This is a genomic window from Pseudonocardia acidicola (assembly GCF_012911935.1).
Taxonomy (GTDB): Bacteria; Actinomycetota; Actinomycetes; order Mycobacteriales; family Pseudonocardiaceae; genus Pseudonocardia; species Pseudonocardia acidicola.
This window is the reverse complement of sequence record NZ_JAAXLA010000011.1, coordinates 106,581-122,741: the sequence shown is the minus strand read 5'-3', so window position 1 is coordinate 122,741 and position 16,161 is coordinate 106,581. Positions and strand designations below refer to the sequence as shown.

Below are 16,161 nucleotides of genomic sequence, written 5' to 3'. Positions count from 1 at the left end.
GCTGAGGACTGGAGCCCGCCACCCCCGGACCCACCAGGCTTCGGCACGCCTCCTCCGCCGCCCACGTGGGCGCCTCCACCGCCGAGCTGGGCGGCTCCCCCGCCGTACGCCGCGCCGGGGCACCCGCGCGCCCGCCGGGCGGGGACCGATTCGAGGTTCGCCGGATACCTGCCCGCTCGGGGCGATTCGCCGCGGCGGTGGGCCTGGAAAGCCCTGTGCCGGACCGCGCTGCGGCTGCGCCTCCCCAGCAGCATCCTCGGTTGGCTCTTCGCGCTCATCGCCTGGTCCTTCTTCCTCGCGTGCGCGGGGATCATCGTCGCCGGGCTCCCGCCCGAGGCCCATCCCTGGGGGTCTGTGGTGGCCAGCCTCCTGACGACCCACATTCCCATGCTGTTGCTGATCGTGCGGCTGTGGATCTGGTGTCGGCGCCGCTCCATCCGCCGGCGTAGCCAGCGTGAAGCGAGGCAGATGCAATGAGCGACCTGATCCCCCACCACCCCTCCGCTGCCCCGGCCCCGGCCCCGGCCGGGGCGAACCGGCAACCCGCGGTGCCCGACGGGCCGCTGCGGGCGCATTGGACCCACCACGTCGACCGGCTCGGCTGGGAGGTGATGCCGCTCCCGGCGCTGCGGCTGCTCGCCGACGCCGGGTTGTGCGCGCTGCAGCCGGTCGCGTCCTGGGCGACCAAGGCCGGGGTCCGCAACCGCGGCCCGGCCGGCTACACCCACGACATCGAGGCCTGGTGGATCGACCAGCGGGCGTTCCTGACCGTGCAGGCCCGCCGCCCGGTCGCACCCGAGCAGCCCGGAAGCCGCCGTTTCCGCCCCACCGGCGGCCCATGGGTCGCCTCCGTGCAGGTGCATCCGCTCACCGTCAGCGACATCGCCACACAACGCTGGAACCGTCCCCCCGGCGGCGGTGCCGCCGCGGGTGCGGCCGCGGCAGCCTCAGCGCGCTACACCTCGGCGCCCTGGGAGATCCTCCCTGCGGCGATCCGCCAGCGCCTCGGCCCACGGCCGACCCAGCACGGCGCGGCCCGGCGCTACCCCGACACCGGCGGGCTGCTCGAGCAGATCGTCGCCTACCACCGCGCCGGGGAGCACCTCATCGCCGTCGGTGCCGAACGCCGCGGCGGCGCCTGGCCCGACCCGGAGACCGCGCTGGACTCCGCGGCCTGGCACACCACCGTCCTGGAAGCAACCGTCGGCGCACCGACCACCCTCGAGCTCCCCGCGCGCGCCCCGCAGGGCACCGCCGATGATCAGCGCCGACCCTGGCGACGGCGCCTCACCGGCACACAGGGCTGATCGTGCGCCTCGTCGTCGACCTCGCCACGGCGCTGCTCGCGGCCGTAGTCGTCCTGAGCGTCGTGCTTGTGATCCGTGCGGCGGCCGGGCCGGGCCCTGCGCTGGCCGTCGCCGCGGTCGTGGGCGGCGCGGCGCTGCTGGTCACCGCGGAGCGAAAGCGGCGTAGGTGCAGGCGCAGACGGCGGGTGCGATGAGAGCCCTGGCGACCCTCTTATCCGCACGGGAGGATGATCCCCATGAGCGCGTCCCCGCGACCCCGCGTGATCTGGGACGGGCGGCTGGCTGCGGAACAGCGGGCCCGGGCCGAGGAGGCCGTGGAACGTCGACGCGCCGTGGCCTCCGCCTTGGGCTCCCTGCGGGCCGACGGGCTGGAACCGAGCCCGAAAGGACTGGCCCTGCTGGAGGCCGTTGCGCGCGGCGAGCTGACTACGCAGCAGGCCATCGACCAGATATTGGCGCGCTACCGGCGCCCCAGCGCCGAAACACCACCACCTCCGCCCGGCACATCTGGTGCTTGACAACGAGGGCACCTCCACCACGACGCACGGGCTCACCCCGAGCGCCAGCAGCAGCGAGACGCTGGAGCGCCGGGCTAGATGCTTAGACACGCAGGGCTCCGCCATCTGAGCGCACATCTGCCTCTGTCAAGGGTCGCCACAACCGAGCAGCAGCGGCGGGTCGCATCGAGCGGTTCAGACCACAAGATCGATCGTCGCGGCCGAGAAGAGCGCACCGACAAGTCTTCTTCCTCGTGCGCCTCTGGCTGCCGCGAGGCAGGTGAGTCAAAAATAGGTCTGGACCTCTTTCCACCTGAGCGTTAGAGTCCCGGCAACGACAAGAGATAACGGTGGTGCGAACATCGCCGTCCTTCTGCCTCCGGACGGGCCGGCGACACCGGGGCTCGCTGCGCAGCGCCCACCCACTGACGATCGCCTGAGAGGTGGACATGAACACCTTGCGCCTCGAGTTCGACCACATTGGTATTCCCTGCGACGACCGGCACGATGACGAGACCTACGTCGAGGCGACAAAGGTCTGGGTCACCAACCCGCGGCAGCATCCGCAGAGTCTCGAGTTTCTTCGTTACGAGCCCGACAGCCCCGTCGTCAACGCCGTCCGAACGCGTCCGCACGTGGCCTTCCGCGTCCCCATGGGCGCCCTCGAGCCGCTGCTTGCAGCGGCCGACGAGGTGCTGCTCGAGCCGTGGGAGGCGCAGAAGGGCGTCGTCCGGGTGGCCTTCGCGCTCAAGGACGGCGCCTGTATCGAGTACATGGAATACATGGGCGACCCGGAGCAGTGGTTCCCCCACGAGCGAGATGGCAGCTAGCTCCACCCAGGAGCCGTCCTGTCCGCTGTGGATATTGATCCGTAAAGGAAGCTATGTACGACATCGGCTGTTCCAGCCTGTGCTTCGCGCGCCTGCCGCGTGCCGAGGCACTCCACTTGATCTCCTCCATGGGGTTCGAGTGGATCGACCTGGGAATGCTGCGCCCCTTCACCGTCGGCGAGGGACTTTTCAGCGCATTGCATCTGGACGCGCTTCACGCCGGCGACGACCACGTCAAGGAAGTCCGTGACGAGCTCGACGCTGCCGGCCTGAAGCTGGCCGCGGTCAACGCCGGCGGCGGCTATCTCAATGTCGCCTGGGAACGCGAGCAGGGCATCGCCTACATTCGCCGGTCCATCGACGTGTGCCGCGCTCTGGGTGGCTACGCGGTCACGATTCAGTCGGGCAAGCTGCTGCGTGGGACCGACTGGGGGGACAATGTCGCGTACGTCGCCCCCGCCGTGCGCGAGCTCGCTTCGCACGCCGAGCAGGCCGGAGTGGAGCTGCACATCGAGGGCCCGCACCTCGAGATGCTGACCCACGATCTGCGGACGACGACCGACTTCTTCGACCTCGTCGCCCATCCCAACCTCTTCATCACGCTGGATCCCAGCCACGTCGTGGTCGCCGACGAGGACGCCACGGACGTCACACGCGCACTGGGCGGCCTCGTGCGGCACGTGCACATCCGGGACGGCGCCGGTTCCAGCCCGGTCGTCGTCCCCGGCCGAGGCGAGATCGACTTTCCCGGTTTCATCCGTGCCCTTACCGACATCGGCTACGCGCGCCCGCTGATGATCGAGCTCTGCCAGGACGAATCCGAGGACTACGAGAGCTCCCGCGAACGGTTCTTCGTGGATACCCGCTTCTCGAAGAAATTCATGCTCACGGTGCTGGACGTCGTGAACTTCCAGTCCTCCGCCATCGGCGCCTGACGCACTGACGCGACCGGGTCCTGCGTCCCGAATAACGGCAGCATCATCCCGCCGGGGTGGTCGTCAAAGGAGTAAGGCAGTGACCTCGAGCAAGTGGCCGGTGCTGACGAGCCCGTTCACGATCCGCAATGTTAGCCTCCGGAACCGATTCGTGTTTCAGCCCCACTTCACCGCACTGGGTGAGGCCGGCGCCCCGTCCGACCACCAGCGCGCCTACTACGAGGAGCGGGCCGCCGGCGGGGTGGGTCTGATCATCGTCGAGAGCCAGGCGGTGCATCCCACGGGGCGCACCTCGCGCCAGACGGTCAATGCGTGGGATCGCGGAAATCTCCCCGCCTACAGCAAGATCGTCCGTGCGGTGCATCGCCACGGTGCGAAAATCTTCAGTCAACTCGTGCACTGCGGCCCCGACTCGTTGTCGGTGCGGCCCCGGCTGCTGTGGGGGCCCACGCAGATGCCGGAACCCTCCAGCGTTCATCCGACCAAGGCCATGGACCTCGACGAGATCCACGAGGTCATCGACCACTACGCGCGGTCGGCGCGGATCGCGGAGGAGGCCGGCTTCGACGGCGTCGAGGTCAAGATCGGGCACGACGGTCTCCTGCACGCATTCGCGGCTCCGTTTCTGAACCAGCGAACCGACCAGTTCGGAAGGTCCTTCGAGGGCAGGATGCGGCTGTCGGTCGAGGTCCTCCGGGCGATCCGTGCGGTCACCTCGGCCGATTTCGTGGTGGGGACGCGGATCTGCCTGAACGAGTACACCGACTGGGGGTACGACACCGAATACGGCCTGCAGATGGCGAGTCACCTCGACCGAACCGGCGACGTGGATTACTTCAACGCCGACGCCGGAACCTCGTCGAGCTACTGGATGCAGATCCCGCCGACTGTGTTCGACGAAGGCAGCTTCCGCCACCTCACCGCGCGGTTGAAGGAGACCGTCAGCAAGCCCGTCATCTCGTTCGGGCGCGTCAAGCAACCGGAGATGGCCGAACGCATCCTCGGCCTCGGCGAGGCCGACCTCATCGGCATGGCCCGGCAGCTCATCGCCGATCCGGCCACCGCGAAGAAGGCAACCGAAGGGCGCGACGACGAGATCCGCTTCTGTATCGGCGGGAACGACTCCTGCATCTTCCAGGTCGCCCAGGAGCAGCAGATCCGCTGCGACCACAATCCGGCTGCTGGTCGCGAGCGGCTGTTCAGCGAGCGGCTGATGACCCCCACCGCCGGCCCGCGGACTGTGGTGGTCATCGGGGGCGGTCCGGCCGGCCTGAAGGCTGCGGAGACCCTGGCCCGTCGGGGCCACCGGGTCTCGCTGTTCGAGAAGGGAACCGAGCTCGGCGGGCAGCTGCTCCTCGCGGAGAAGCAGCCCCACCACGTCGAGATCCTCGAAGTCGTCGAGCACCTGAAGCGGATGCTGAAGCGGCTGCGGGTGGAGGTTCACCTCGGCGTGGAGATCACCGCGGACATGCTCGACGAGATCGAGGCGGACGCCATCGTCGTGGCCACCGGATCGGTACCGGCCCTGTCGCGCGTCGCGCCCAACCTGCCCGTGACCGCCCAGGAGACGGAAGCCGGGCTGGATCACTTCAACTCCCGGGCCATCAGAGACCTCGACGGCGCGCTGGTCGCCACAGTCGACGAAGTGCTCTCGGGCGCGCGCGTGCCGGGTCCGAAGGCACTCGTTGTCGACGGCACGGGCCTGTGGGAGGGCGCCGGCACGGCCGAGTTCCTCGCGAACGCCGGCAGCGAGGTCTGGCTGGTCTCGGAGCACTTCAGCGCCGGGCACTCGCTAGAGGCCGCGAACCGCACCCTGTTCTATCGGCGGGCCGTGCAGAAGAACATCCACATCCTGGCAACGACCCGGTTCGCCGGCTTCAAGGACGGCGTGGCCCGGTTGGAGGATGTCTACACCGGACAGCCGACCGAGCTCTCCGGTCTCGACCTCATCGTGCCCGCGGTCGGGCGACGATCCGACGAGACGCTCTACCTGACGTGGCGGGCCCGAGCTCGCACCCGCACGATCCATCGCCTTGGTGACTGCATCGCTCCCCGCCTGCTGCGCGACGTCATCGCGGAGGCCTACGAGTTCGCCCGCACCTTCTAGCAGCTCGGAGGAGGTGACCCCTCTCGCGCCGGGCCCCGGAGTCACCAGGACACATCCGAACGCGCCGGATCTAAGGGCCATCCGAAGGCGGCGCCCCATCGTCATTCACGAAACCAGGAGAGCTTGATGAGCACATCGCCACGAGGGCGGTTGATCCGCGCGGCGGCCGCGACCGCACTGGCCGCCGCGGTCGGCCTGACCGGTTGCGCCACCCAGAGCTCGGGATCCCCGGCCGGAGGTACGCAACACCAGGGCCGCATCGCGTTCCTGATGCCCGATCTCGTCACCGTCCGCTGGGAGCAGCAGGACAAGCCTGTCTTCGAAGCCGAGCTCAAGCGAGTGTGTCCGGACTGCACCATCACCGCGTACAACGCAAAGGGGTCCGCGGATACCCAGCTGGCGCAGGCCCAGGCCGCGATCACCAACGGTGTCGACGTCGCTGTCATCGCGCCGATCGACAAGGACGCGGCGGTCAACATCGTCAACCAGTTCCACCAGGCCGGCGTGACGACGATCAGCTATGCCAGCATCATCGACAGTCCCAGTGTCGACTACGGCGTGACCACCGACATCTTCGGCATCGGCGCGCAGCAGGCGCAGAGTCTGGTCGACGGTCTGAAGGCCAAGGGCCTGACCGAGGGCAACCTCGTCGCGTTGAACGGCGACCCCAGCGACGCGTTCGGGTCGCAGTACAAGGCGGGCATGCATTCCGTGATCGACAAAAGTGGTTTCAGAATCGCGGCTGAGTACGACACCAAGAACTGGGACGGGGCCACCGCGCAGTCGGAGATGGATCAGGCGATTGCCAAGCTTGGAAACAACGGCTTCGTCGGCGTCTATGCGGCCAATGACCAGCTCGCTGGGGGCGCGATCGCGGCGATGAAGAACGCAGGGATCGACCCGTCGACCCGGCTGACGACCGGCCAGGACGGTGCCGTTGCCGGTCTACAGCGGATTCTCGCGGGCGAGCAGTACAACACAATCAACCTGCCCATCAAGGTCTTCGCCGCCAAAACCGCGGATCTCGCCGCCGCGCTCGCCAAGGGCCAGCAACCACCGGCCGGCATCATCAACGGCACGACACAGACGCCGTCCGGGCATCAGGTCAAGGCTTATCTCTGGCAGAACCAGGTGATCACGCTCTCGAATGTCCGCGACATGCTCGTCCCCCAAGGCTTCTGGCCGGTGGACGCGGTCTGCACCGCCGAGTACCGGCCCGCCTGCCAGAGAGCCGGGCTGCTGTGACACCGCCGTACACAACGCCCGATCTCCGCTCGGAGAACCCCCCCATGACGGAACCATTGCTGAGTTTCGCGTCAGTTAGCAAGACCTACGGCGCGGTGCGTGCACTCGACGACGCCTCGTTCTCGATCTCCGCAGGTGAGGTCGTTGCGCTCGTCGGTGACAACGGCGCCGGTAAGTCCACCCTGGTGAAGGTGATGTCGGGGACCGTCGTCCCGGACACGGCCGAGATCATCTTCGAGGGCCGGCCCGTCCGCATCCAGCATCCGAATGACGCGGCGCAGTTGGGGATCGCGACCGTTTACCAGGATCTCGCGCTCTGCAACAACCTCGACGTCGTGGCAAACCTGTTCCTCGGGCACGAGCGCAGCAAGCTTTCGCTCATCGATGAGCTCGAGATGGAACGCGAGACAGCCGATTTGCTTGCGGAGCTGGCGATCACGCCGCGCTCGTTGCGTGTGCCCATCGGTGGGCTCTCCGGTGGGCAGCGACAAACGGTGGCCATCGCCCGCTGCCTACTGGGAAAACCGAAGGTCATCATTCTGGACGAACCGACGGCCGCCCTCGGTCTCGCGCAGAAGCAGCAGGTCATCGACCTGATCCGCCGGCTGCAAGCGCGTGGGCTCGCCGTCATCCTCATCAGTCACAACCTGGCCGAAGTCTTCGCCGTGGCGGACCGGATCGAGGTGCTTCGTCTCGGGCGCAACGTCGCGTCATTCCCCGGTGACCCGCGGCATCAGGACGAGGTCGTGGCGGCGATCACCGGCGCCGGGGTCGCGATCTCAGAGGCAGCACAATGAGCACACAGGTAAGCGACGACGTCCTCGATGGGCATCAGGCCGTCGCCGCGCCGCCGACGTCCGTGCGGACGATCCTGCGGGGACTGGCGCGAGCAGACAGCGCGACGCACGTCGGCGTCGCCCAGGTCCTCGTCGGCATCGCCGCGATCTGGGCGGTCTTCTACTTCCTGAATCCCAACTTCCTGTCAGCGACGAACCTGACGAACCTCGCGCTGCAGATCGCCGCCGTGGCCACGATCTCGATCGGCGTCGTCCTCGTTCTGCTGATCGGTCACATCGATCTGTCAGTCGGGTCGATCAGCGGGCTGGCGGCCACGGTCATGGCTGCGCTCAGCGTTCATGCGGGGCTACCCGGCCCCGTAGCCATCATCCTGGCCCTGTGCTGTGGTCTGCTGATCGGACTGGTCCAGGGCTTGATCGTGGCGGCATTCGCCATCCCCTCCTTCGTCGTGACCCTTGGAGGGCTCATCGGCTGGCAAGGCCTCCAGCTACTGATCTTCGATTCCACCGGCGCGATGAACCTGGGCGATCCTTCGATCCTGGGGCTGACCAACACCTTCTTCCAACCATGGGTCGGCTGGGTGCTGACGCTGGCTGTCGTACTGGCCACGGGTGCGGCGACTGCCCGGCGACGACGGCGGCGCGCCCAGTTGGGTCTGCCGAACGTCCCGGCCATCATCGACGTCGTGCGGCTGGGCATCCTGGCCGTCGCCATCGTCACGGTCATCCTGGTGTTCGGGGTCAGCCGGGGCATCCCGCTGAGCGTCGTCATCGTGCTGGCTCTCGTGGTCGTCACCGACTTCGTCGCGCAGCGGACCCTCTTCGGCCGACGGATCTACGCTGTCGGCGGTGACGCCCAGGCGGCCGCCCGGGTCGGCATGAACGTCAACCGGATCACCGTCCAGGTGTTCGTGCTGGCCTCGGCCTTCGCCGCCCTCGGCGGGATCTTGTCCGCCTCCCGACTGACCTCGGTCACCCAGTCCGCCGGAAGCGGGGACATCCTGCTGATCGCCATCGCTGGTGCCGTCATCGGCGGCACCAGCCTGTTCGGTGGCCGGGGCAGCATCTGGTCGGCCCTGCTCGGTGCGCTCGTCATCGGGTCCATTTCCAACGGCATGGATCTGCTGGCCCTGCCATCACCGGTCAAGTTGATGATCACCGGCGCAGTGCTGATCGCCGCGGTGGTCTTCGATGCGGTCATGCGGCGCAGGAGAGCCCACTAGCACCTGGCCGTGACCACGGGGTCCGGCGCGCGGGTCCTCCCCCGCCGGACCCCAACCGCCCGTTCGCCCGCGCGGAAGGCGCAGTTGCCTCGCTTCCCCGGCCGAACGACGTCGTCATGCGAAGAGGAGATGTACGGGTGAGCGCACGCAGAGTGGGCATCATCGGAACCGGCTTCATGGGAACGGTGCACGCCGAGGCCTGGCAGGCGATCGGTGAGGCGCCGGTGGCCTTTCTCTGCCGGGAACGGGGAGCCGATCTCGGTGACCTCGGGCGGTTCGGTGCGCCCCTGTACACCGATCTCGACGACTTCTTCTCGGCGGTGGACGTCGTCGACATCTGCGCCCCGACGCACGTCCATGCCGAACTGGCGCTGGCCGCGGCGCGCGCGGGCAAGCCGACGTTGTGCGAAAAGCCGCTGTCGTTGAGCGTGGCGGAGGGCTCGGCGGTATTGGAGGCCTTCGAGCGCGCCGATGTCCCCTTGCAGGTGGGGCACATCCTGCGGTTCAGCCCCGAGTACCGGGCCGCCTGGGAGACGGTGTCGAGCGGCGAGCTGGGTGCCCCCGCCGTGCTGCGGCTCTCGCGGCTGTCGTTCGCCCCCGAGCGCGGCCCGGGCAGTTGGTTCGCCGATGATGCCAAGTCCGGCGGGATCTTCTTCGATCTCATGATCCACGACCTGGACTATGCGCGCTGGATCGCAGGCGATGTCAGCACCGTTTTCGCGAAATCGGCCGCCGGGGGCGCCGGCCACGGCACCGCGATCCTGCGGCACGAGAGCGGCGCGCTCAGTCATGTCGAGGCCTCGTGGGCACAGCCCCGGCCCGTGTTCCGCACGCTGCTCGAGATCGCTGGCTCCCGTGGGCTGATCAGCTTCTCCTCCGATGACACCTCGCCGGTGGCCGTACGCAGGCACATCACGGCCAGCGCCGCCTCGACCGGGCTCGGGGACATCGCGTTGGCCGCCAATCCGTTCGAGATCGAGGTCCGTCACTTCCTCGATGTCGTTGACGGCAACGCGCGGCCGGCCCTCACCGCGCTGGACGCCCTGAAGGCGGTCCAGTTAGCGGCGGCGACCTGCGAATCCGCCCAAACCGGGAAACCCGTCTGTATCCGGCCCCTCGGAGGAGGCAGCTGATGGCTCGCATCGGCATTCTCGGCGTCGCGCATCTGCACGTGGACGCCTACATCGTCAATCTGCGAGCCGCCGGCGCCGAGGTGGTCGGTGTGCACGACTGGGACGCCGAGCGCGGTGCCGCATGGGGAGCGCAGCACAGCGTCGCGTTCTTCGGCGATGTGGACCGGTTGCTGCGCGAGGACCTGGACGGGGTCGTCGTCTGCGCTGAGACCCTGCACCATCGTGCCCTGGTCGAGCGCGCCGCCGCCGCCGCTGTCGCCGTGCTGTGCGAGAAGCCGCTCGGCGTGTCCGCGGAGGACAATGACGCCATCGTCGACGCCTGTGAGCAGGCCGGGGTGAGTCTCATGACCGCGTTCCCCGTGCGGTTCCACCCTGCGGTGCGTCAGCTGCACAGCATGACCTCGACGGGCGAGCTAGGCGCTATCCGGGCGTTCTCCGGGACGAACCAGAGCGTGATGCCGCTGCGCGAGCGTTCCTGGTTTGCCGACCCCCGCCTCGCCGGCGGCGGCGCCATGATGGACCACATCGTCCATCTGGCAGACATCGTCAACTGGATCATGGGCGAGGCGCCGACGGAGGTCTACGCCGTCGGAAACCGCATCGTCCACGCCGAGATCGTCACGGTGGAGACTTCCGGGCTCGTCCTGGTCAGCTACCCCTCGGGGGTTTTCGCCTCGATCGACTGCAGCTGGAACCGCCCGCTGAGCTACCCCACGTGGGGCGGGATCGCCTTGAGCGTTATCGCGGACGGCGGCACCGTCGACGTCGATCCGACCCGCCAGCAGCTGACCCAGTTCGGCGGCGACCGCACCTTCGGTTGGGTGCCCTGGGGCCTCGACACGAACCAGCTGATGATCGACGAATTCCTCGATGCCATCCGGGAGCAGCGTCAGCCCAGCGTCACCGGCCGGGACGGGCTCCTCGCGACCCGGGTCGCTTTGGCTGCGCTCGAGTCCGCTGCCTCGGGCGACCCGGTTTTTCTGTCCGTTTGATCCGTCGCGATCTGGAGAGGTTGGTAATCACGCAATGCGCGCGATCGTATTCGAGGCGCCGGGCCAACTCGCCGTGTCCGAGGTCCTCGACCCGACCCCGGGCCCGAAGGACGTCGTCATCGAGGTAGCCGGCGTGGGTATCTGCGGGACCGACATCCACGTGTTCGAGGGCCACTATGGTGGCACCGAGTTCCCCATCATCCCCGGTCACGAAGCCACCGGGACCGTAGTGGCGGTAGGGGCGGAGGTCACCCGGCTCGGCGTCGGCGATCGGGTCGCCGTGGACCCCACGCTGTCCTGCGGCGAGTGCGACTACTGCGTCAACGGCCGCTACAACCTCTGCCTGCACTGGAACTCGATGGGGGTCACCCGCGACAACGGGGCCTCGGCGCAGTTCCTGCGGGCCCCCGCGCGCAACACGTACCGCCTGCCGCCGGAGGTCGACCTCTACCAGGCGTCCATGATCGAGCCGTTGTCCTGCGCGATGCGGGCCTTCGACGTCCTGCCCCGTCGACTCGGCGAGCACTACCTCATCTACGGGGCCGGCACCATGGGCCTGCTGCTTGCGCAGCTCGCACCCCGGGCCGGCGCGGCCACGGTCTGCGTGGTCGACCCCAATCAGAGCCGGCACGAGCTCGCCCGCGAGGTGGGCGTGGAGACGGTCGCCGCGAGCGCCGACGACCTCGACCGCGACAAGTGGGACGTCGTGATCGACGCCAGCGGGGTGGTGGCCGCCATCGAGGACGGCCTGCCACGGGTGAAGCCCGGCGGCACGTTCCAGCAGTTCGGGGTCTCTCCTGCCGAGGCAAGAGCGACCTACTCGCCGATCAGTATCGTCCGTGACGAGGTCAGCATGGTCGGCTCCGCAGCGTCGCTGAACACGCTGGGCCGAGCGGTCGAGATGTTCGCCGCGGGCGCGATCAGGAGCATCCCGATGATCAGCCACGCGTTCGCGCTGGCCGACTACGCCGAGGCGATGGACATGTTCCGGCGCGGCGTCGGCGGCAAGCTGCAGATCAGACCGAACGCCGCCGAATCGATCGAGCTGTCGAGCGTGGCTCGGCGATGAGAGCACGCAGCTCAGGCGCGCGGCAGCGAGCCCGCACATGACGGGCCCAGCACGCGCGGCCCAGGCGGCCGTCATCGCGCTGGACGTCGGCGGCACCGCGATCAAGGGCGCGCTGGAGACGCGTGACGGCGTTGTGCATCGCAGGATCGACCTGCCGACTCCGGTCGCCGACGGTGTGGGCGCCGTGCTGGCCGCAGTGGTCACCGCGGCCGAGGAGCTCCGGCCGGCTCCCGGCGACCTGCTCACCGCCCGTGGAGCTGGCCTCATCTTCCCCGGTGTGGTCGACAGCTCCGCCGGGGTGGCCCGGTTCTCGGCCAACATCGGGTGGCGTGATCTGCCGATTCGCCGCCTGGTCAGCGAGCGGGTAGGGGTGCCGGTCGCGATCGACCACGACGTCCGGGCAGCCGGGCTGGCCGAGGCCCGGCTAGGCACTGGGCGGGGGGTCGACGAGTTCCTGTTTCTGGCCATCGGGACGGGTATCGCCGGCGCGGTCGTCACCCGCGGCTCGGTGGTGGCCGGGGCGTCCTGCACGGCCGGCGAGCTCGGTCATCTGCCTGTGCATCCCAGTGGCGACCGGTGCGCGTGCGGCCAGCTGGGGTGCACCGAGGCCTACGCCAGCGCGGCCGCGCTGCCCCGACGCTACCTGGCGCAGGGCGGTGCGGGCCCGGTCCGCGCCGAGGACGTGATCGCCCGCGCGGGCCGCGGCGACCGCATCGCGCAGCGCGTTCTCGATGAGGCGATCGTCGCCCTCGGCCGAGCATTGGTGATCTACACGCTGGTGATGGATCCCGCCCTTGTCGTCATCGGCGGTGGCCTGGCTCGAGCAGGTGCGGCGCTCACCGAGCCACTGCGCGACGAAGTCGAGCGCGGCCTGGCCTTCAGGCCCGCGCCGCGGATCGTCATCTCGGATCTGGGAAGCGACGCCGGGCGTCGCGGTGCGGCCCTGGTCGCCTGGAAGGCATTGGACGAACACGCGTGACTGTGCTGTACGGGGCATCGATCGTGACCCCGGACGAGATCATCACCGAGGGCTGGATCGCCACCGCCGGCGCCCGCATCGACGCGATCGGCCGGGGCGCCCCGCCGGCGACGGATGCCCAGAACCTGGGCGGTGGGTTCCTCGTGCCAGCGTTCATCGACATCCACTGCCACGGCGGTGCCGGCGCCGACTTCGGCTCGGCCGACGCCGAGCAGGTGGACCGTGCCGCGCGCTACCACCGGAACCACGGCACCGGGGGCATGTTGGCGTCGCTGGTCACCGCGCCGATTGAGGAGTTGTGCAAGCAGCTCGCCGTGATTGCCGACATCGTCGAGTCAGCCGACACGCCGCTGCTCGGAGCACACCTCGAAGGCCCGTTCCTGTCACAGATGCGGTGCGGGGCCCAGAACCCCGCCTTCCTGACGGCGCCCGACGTCAGTGCGTTCCGCAAGATGGTCGACGTCTCCCGGGGCACCCTGAAGATGATCACGATCGCGCCGGAGCTGCCCGGCGCCGGTGAAGTGGTCGAAGCAGCCAGGGCGGCCGGGGTGGTCGCCGCGCTCGGCCACACGGATGCCACGTTCGCCCAGGCCGCCACAGCGATCGTGCGCGGCGCCTCCGTCGCCACGCACCTGTTCAACGGCATGCGCCCGTTGCGTCATCGCGATCCGGGACCGGTGCTCGCCTCCCTCGACTCCGGTATCGCCTGTGAGGTGATCAACGACGGTGTGCACGTCCATGCGGCGATCACGCGCATGGTCGCGGAACGCGATCCCTCTCAGCTGGTTCTCGTCACCGACGCGATCTCGGCGACCGGCATGGGCGATGGGCAGTACACCCTGGGCGGGCAGCCCGTCCTCGTCGAGAACGGGCAGGCCCGGCTCGCCTCCAGTGGCTCGCTCGCTGGCAGCACGTTGACAATGGATGTAGCGGTCCGTCGCGCCGTCGTCGAGTGCGGCCTCCCGCTCGAGGTCGCAGTGGCGGCTGCGAGCACTAACCCGGCACGTGTCCTGGGCGAGAGCAGCCGGCGGGGGCGCATCGCTGCGGGTCTGGCGGCCGACCTGGTGCACCTCGACGACGAGCTTCAGGTCAAGAACGTCATCTGCGGCGGGCGCCGGCAGCCGTGAGGCCGGCTTCGACGGCCGCCCGCACGGTGCGGTGGGCCGCCGCGTGGCGCGCGGCGGCGTCCGGCGGCAGCCCGGTGGCGAGGTGGACGATCGCCGCACGTCCATTTCCATCGCAGCGCTGCAACGCTTCCTCGGCCGTTGCCTGGGAGGCATCGGTGCATGCCGCGACGATGGTCGTCAAACGCTGCACCAGCTTCTCGTTGGCCGCCACCACGTCGACCATGTAGCGATCGTGCACGCGCCCGAGCCGGACCATCGCCGCCGTGGTCAGGGCGTTGAGAGCGATCTTCTGCGCGGTGCCGGCCGCCAGCCGAGTGGAGCCGGACAGCACCTCGACGCCGACCGGGAGAGTGACGGCCACATCAGCGGCGCCGGCCAGCGGTGACTCGGGCCGGTTGGTGACGGCCACGACAGGGGCGCCCCTCGCGCGAGCGATCTCGGCTGCGGTGAGGGTGTACGGGGTCGTGCCGCTGGCCGCGACGGCCACCAGGACATCCGGCTCGCTGGCCGACAGGTCGGTCATGTCGCGCTGGGCGAGGGCGGTGTCGTCCTCGGCGCCGTCGGTGCCGATGAGCTGCTCGGCGGACCCGCCGGCGACCCGCGCCACGATCCGTTCGGCCGGGACACCGAACGTACCGGGGACCTCGGCCGCCTCCATGACGGCCAGCCGGCCGGACGTGCCGGCCCCGAGGAGCAGGATCCGACCGCCCCGCTCGTAGGCCGTGACCAGCAGCTCGGCTGCGGCCGCGATCGCCGGACCTGCCGCCCGCACGACCGCCACGACGTGGGCCTGCGCGGTGACGATGGCGTCGACCAGGTCCTCGGTGTCGAGTAGGTCGAGCGCCCCGTGATCTACCACGTCGAGGTCACCTTGTTCAGCCCGCGCGGCGCGTCGGGATCACCGCCGCGGCTGAGCGCCAGGTGCAGCGCGAGCTGCTGCAACGGAAGGATCTCCACGATCGGCAGCAGCTCCTCGGGAACGCCCTCATCAGCTACGCGCAGGGTCAGCTGGCGACCGTCGTCGCTGTCCGCACTCACCGACCCACCACACACGACCAGCAGATCCGCGTTCCGCGCGCGCAGCGCGGTGACCACCGGCTGCATCGCGGCCCCGCCGGCGCCGGGAGTCACGACCGCGATGACCGGGACAGTGGTGTCGACGATCGCCATCGGCCCGTGCAACAGGTCCGCGCCGGAGAACGCATGGGCCCCGACGTAGGCGGTCTCCATGAGCTTCAGTGCGGCCTCGCGTGCTGTTGGGTAGGAATACCCGCGCGCGGTGGTGATCAGGCGGTCTGCGAAGCGGTACCGGGCAGCGGCCGTGGCCACGTCCTGCACACCGGCGAGGGTCTGCTCGGCGGCGTCCGCGAGCGACGCTGACCTCTCTCCGACGTCGATTTCCGAAGGGGATAGCGGCATCAGCAGCAAGTACAGCGCGAGTAGCTCCGCGGTGTAGGTCTTCGTCGCGGCGACTGCGCGCTCGAGCCCGGCACGGATGTCGACCACGAACTCCGCGGCCGCGGCCAGCTCGGAACCGACATTGTTCGTCACGGCCACCGTCGTCGCCCCACCGGCCCGCGCAGTGGCCACGGACTCGACGAGGTCTGGTGAGCCCCCGGACTGGCTCACCGCGATGAACAGCGCGCCGGTCAGATCGGGCCGCGCGCCGTACACCGTCATCGAGGACGGCGACACCAGCCCGGCCGGCAGCCCGAGCTGCACCTCGGCGAGGTACTTGGCGTACAGCGCAGCGTGGTCGGAGGTGCCACGGGCGGCCAGCAGGACGAACCTGATGTCGCGCCGGGCCAGCTCCCCGGACAGGGCGCCGATCGCGTCCGAGCCGTCGGCGCGCAACCGGCGCAAGATGGCGGGCTGTTCGTTGATCTCGGCTTCCATCAGCCGACCCGGCGGTGACGTGAC

At 69.4% G+C, this 16,161-nt stretch carries 16 protein-coding genes; 14 read left to right on the top strand and 2 right to left on the bottom strand.

Features of this window, described 5'->3' with window-relative positions; translation table 11 throughout:
- Positions 1-473 precede the first annotated feature (473 nt).
- From HF526_RS08775 to nagA, 14 genes are all read left to right on the top strand, one after another.
- Positions 474-1,307: a hypothetical protein gene (locus tag HF526_RS08775; RefSeq protein WP_169380840.1), complete on the top strand. Its 834-nt coding sequence runs from the start codon at positions 474-476 to the stop codon at positions 1,305-1,307.
- Between the two features lie 2 nt (positions 1,308-1,309).
- Positions 1,310-1,501: a hypothetical protein gene (locus HF526_RS08770; protein WP_169380839.1), complete on the top strand. Its 192-nt coding sequence runs from the start codon at positions 1,310-1,312 to the stop codon at positions 1,499-1,501.
- A gap of 42 nt (positions 1,502-1,543) precedes the next feature.
- Entirely contained in the window at positions 1,544-1,825 is a 282-nt protein-coding gene (locus HF526_RS08765; protein ID WP_169380838.1) for an antitoxin VbhA family protein, read from the top strand.
- Positions 1,826-2,253: 428 nt separating this feature from the next.
- Entirely contained in the window at positions 2,254-2,634 is a 381-nt protein-coding gene (locus tag HF526_RS08760; protein WP_169380837.1) for a hypothetical protein, read from the top strand.
- Between the two features lie 53 nt (positions 2,635-2,687).
- Positions 2,688-3,569 carry a sugar phosphate isomerase/epimerase family protein gene (locus tag HF526_RS08755; protein WP_169380836.1) on the top strand — a complete coding sequence of 294 codons (882 nt, stop codon included), beginning with the start codon at positions 2,688-2,690 and terminating at the stop codon, positions 3,567-3,569.
- A gap of 79 nt (positions 3,570-3,648) precedes the next feature.
- Positions 3,649-5,676: an oxidoreductase gene (locus HF526_RS08750; RefSeq protein WP_169380835.1), complete on the top strand. Its 2,028-nt coding sequence runs from the start codon at positions 3,649-3,651 to the stop codon at positions 5,674-5,676.
- Between the two features lie 126 nt (positions 5,677-5,802).
- Entirely contained in the window at positions 5,803-6,921 is a 1,119-nt protein-coding gene (locus tag HF526_RS08745) for a substrate-binding domain-containing protein (RefSeq protein ID WP_169380834.1), read from the top strand.
- Positions 6,922-6,965: 44 nt separating this feature from the next.
- Positions 6,966-7,718, top strand: coding sequence for an ATP-binding cassette domain-containing protein (locus HF526_RS08740; RefSeq protein ID WP_169380833.1), 753 nt, complete (start codon positions 6,966-6,968; stop codon positions 7,716-7,718).
- 62 nt (positions 7,719-7,780) lie between these two features.
- On the top strand, positions 7,781-8,941 hold the full coding sequence (locus tag HF526_RS08735; protein ID WP_211176960.1) for a sugar ABC transporter permease: 1,161 nt from the start codon (positions 7,781-7,783) through the stop codon (positions 8,939-8,941).
- A 137-nt stretch (positions 8,942-9,078) separates the two neighbouring features.
- Positions 9,079-10,074, top strand: a complete 996-nt coding sequence (locus tag HF526_RS08730; protein WP_169380831.1) for a Gfo/Idh/MocA family oxidoreductase — start codon at positions 9,079-9,081, stop codon at positions 10,072-10,074.
- Positions 10,074-11,066, top strand: a complete 993-nt coding sequence (locus HF526_RS08725; RefSeq protein ID WP_169380830.1) for a Gfo/Idh/MocA family protein — start codon at positions 10,074-10,076, stop codon at positions 11,064-11,066. Before HF526_RS08730 ends, HF526_RS08725 begins: the two co-directional genes overlap by 1 nt.
- A gap of 34 nt (positions 11,067-11,100) precedes the next feature.
- Complete coding sequence (locus tag HF526_RS08720; protein WP_169380829.1) at positions 11,101-12,135, top strand: zinc-dependent alcohol dehydrogenase family protein; 1,035 nt, start codon at positions 11,101-11,103, stop codon at positions 12,133-12,135.
- A 37-nt stretch (positions 12,136-12,172) separates the two neighbouring features.
- The gene (locus tag HF526_RS08715) at positions 12,173-13,114 is read left to right on the top strand and encodes an ROK family protein (protein ID WP_169380828.1); all 942 of its coding nucleotides are present in this window, start codon (positions 12,173-12,175) and stop codon (positions 13,112-13,114) included.
- Positions 13,115-13,137: 23 nt separating this feature from the next.
- Entirely contained in the window at positions 13,138-14,241 is a 1,104-nt protein-coding gene (nagA, locus tag HF526_RS08710; RefSeq protein WP_338051371.1) for an N-acetylglucosamine-6-phosphate deacetylase, read from the top strand.
- Here the strand turns inward: nagA and HF526_RS08705 are convergent.
- Together HF526_RS08705 and HF526_RS08700 are read right to left on the bottom strand one after the other, a co-directional pair.
- Positions 14,213-15,100: an N-acetylmuramic acid 6-phosphate etherase gene (locus tag HF526_RS08705; protein WP_169380826.1), complete on the bottom strand. Its 888-nt coding sequence runs from the start codon at positions 15,098-15,100 to the stop codon at positions 14,213-14,215. The two genes, nagA and HF526_RS08705, sit on opposite strands and share 29 nt — an antisense overlap.
- Positions 15,094-16,137, bottom strand: coding sequence for an SIS domain-containing protein (locus tag HF526_RS08700; protein ID WP_169380853.1), 1,044 nt, complete (start codon positions 16,135-16,137; stop codon positions 15,094-15,096). The genes HF526_RS08705 and HF526_RS08700 overlap by 7 nt, the downstream gene beginning before the upstream one ends.
- Positions 16,138-16,161 lie beyond the last annotated feature (24 nt).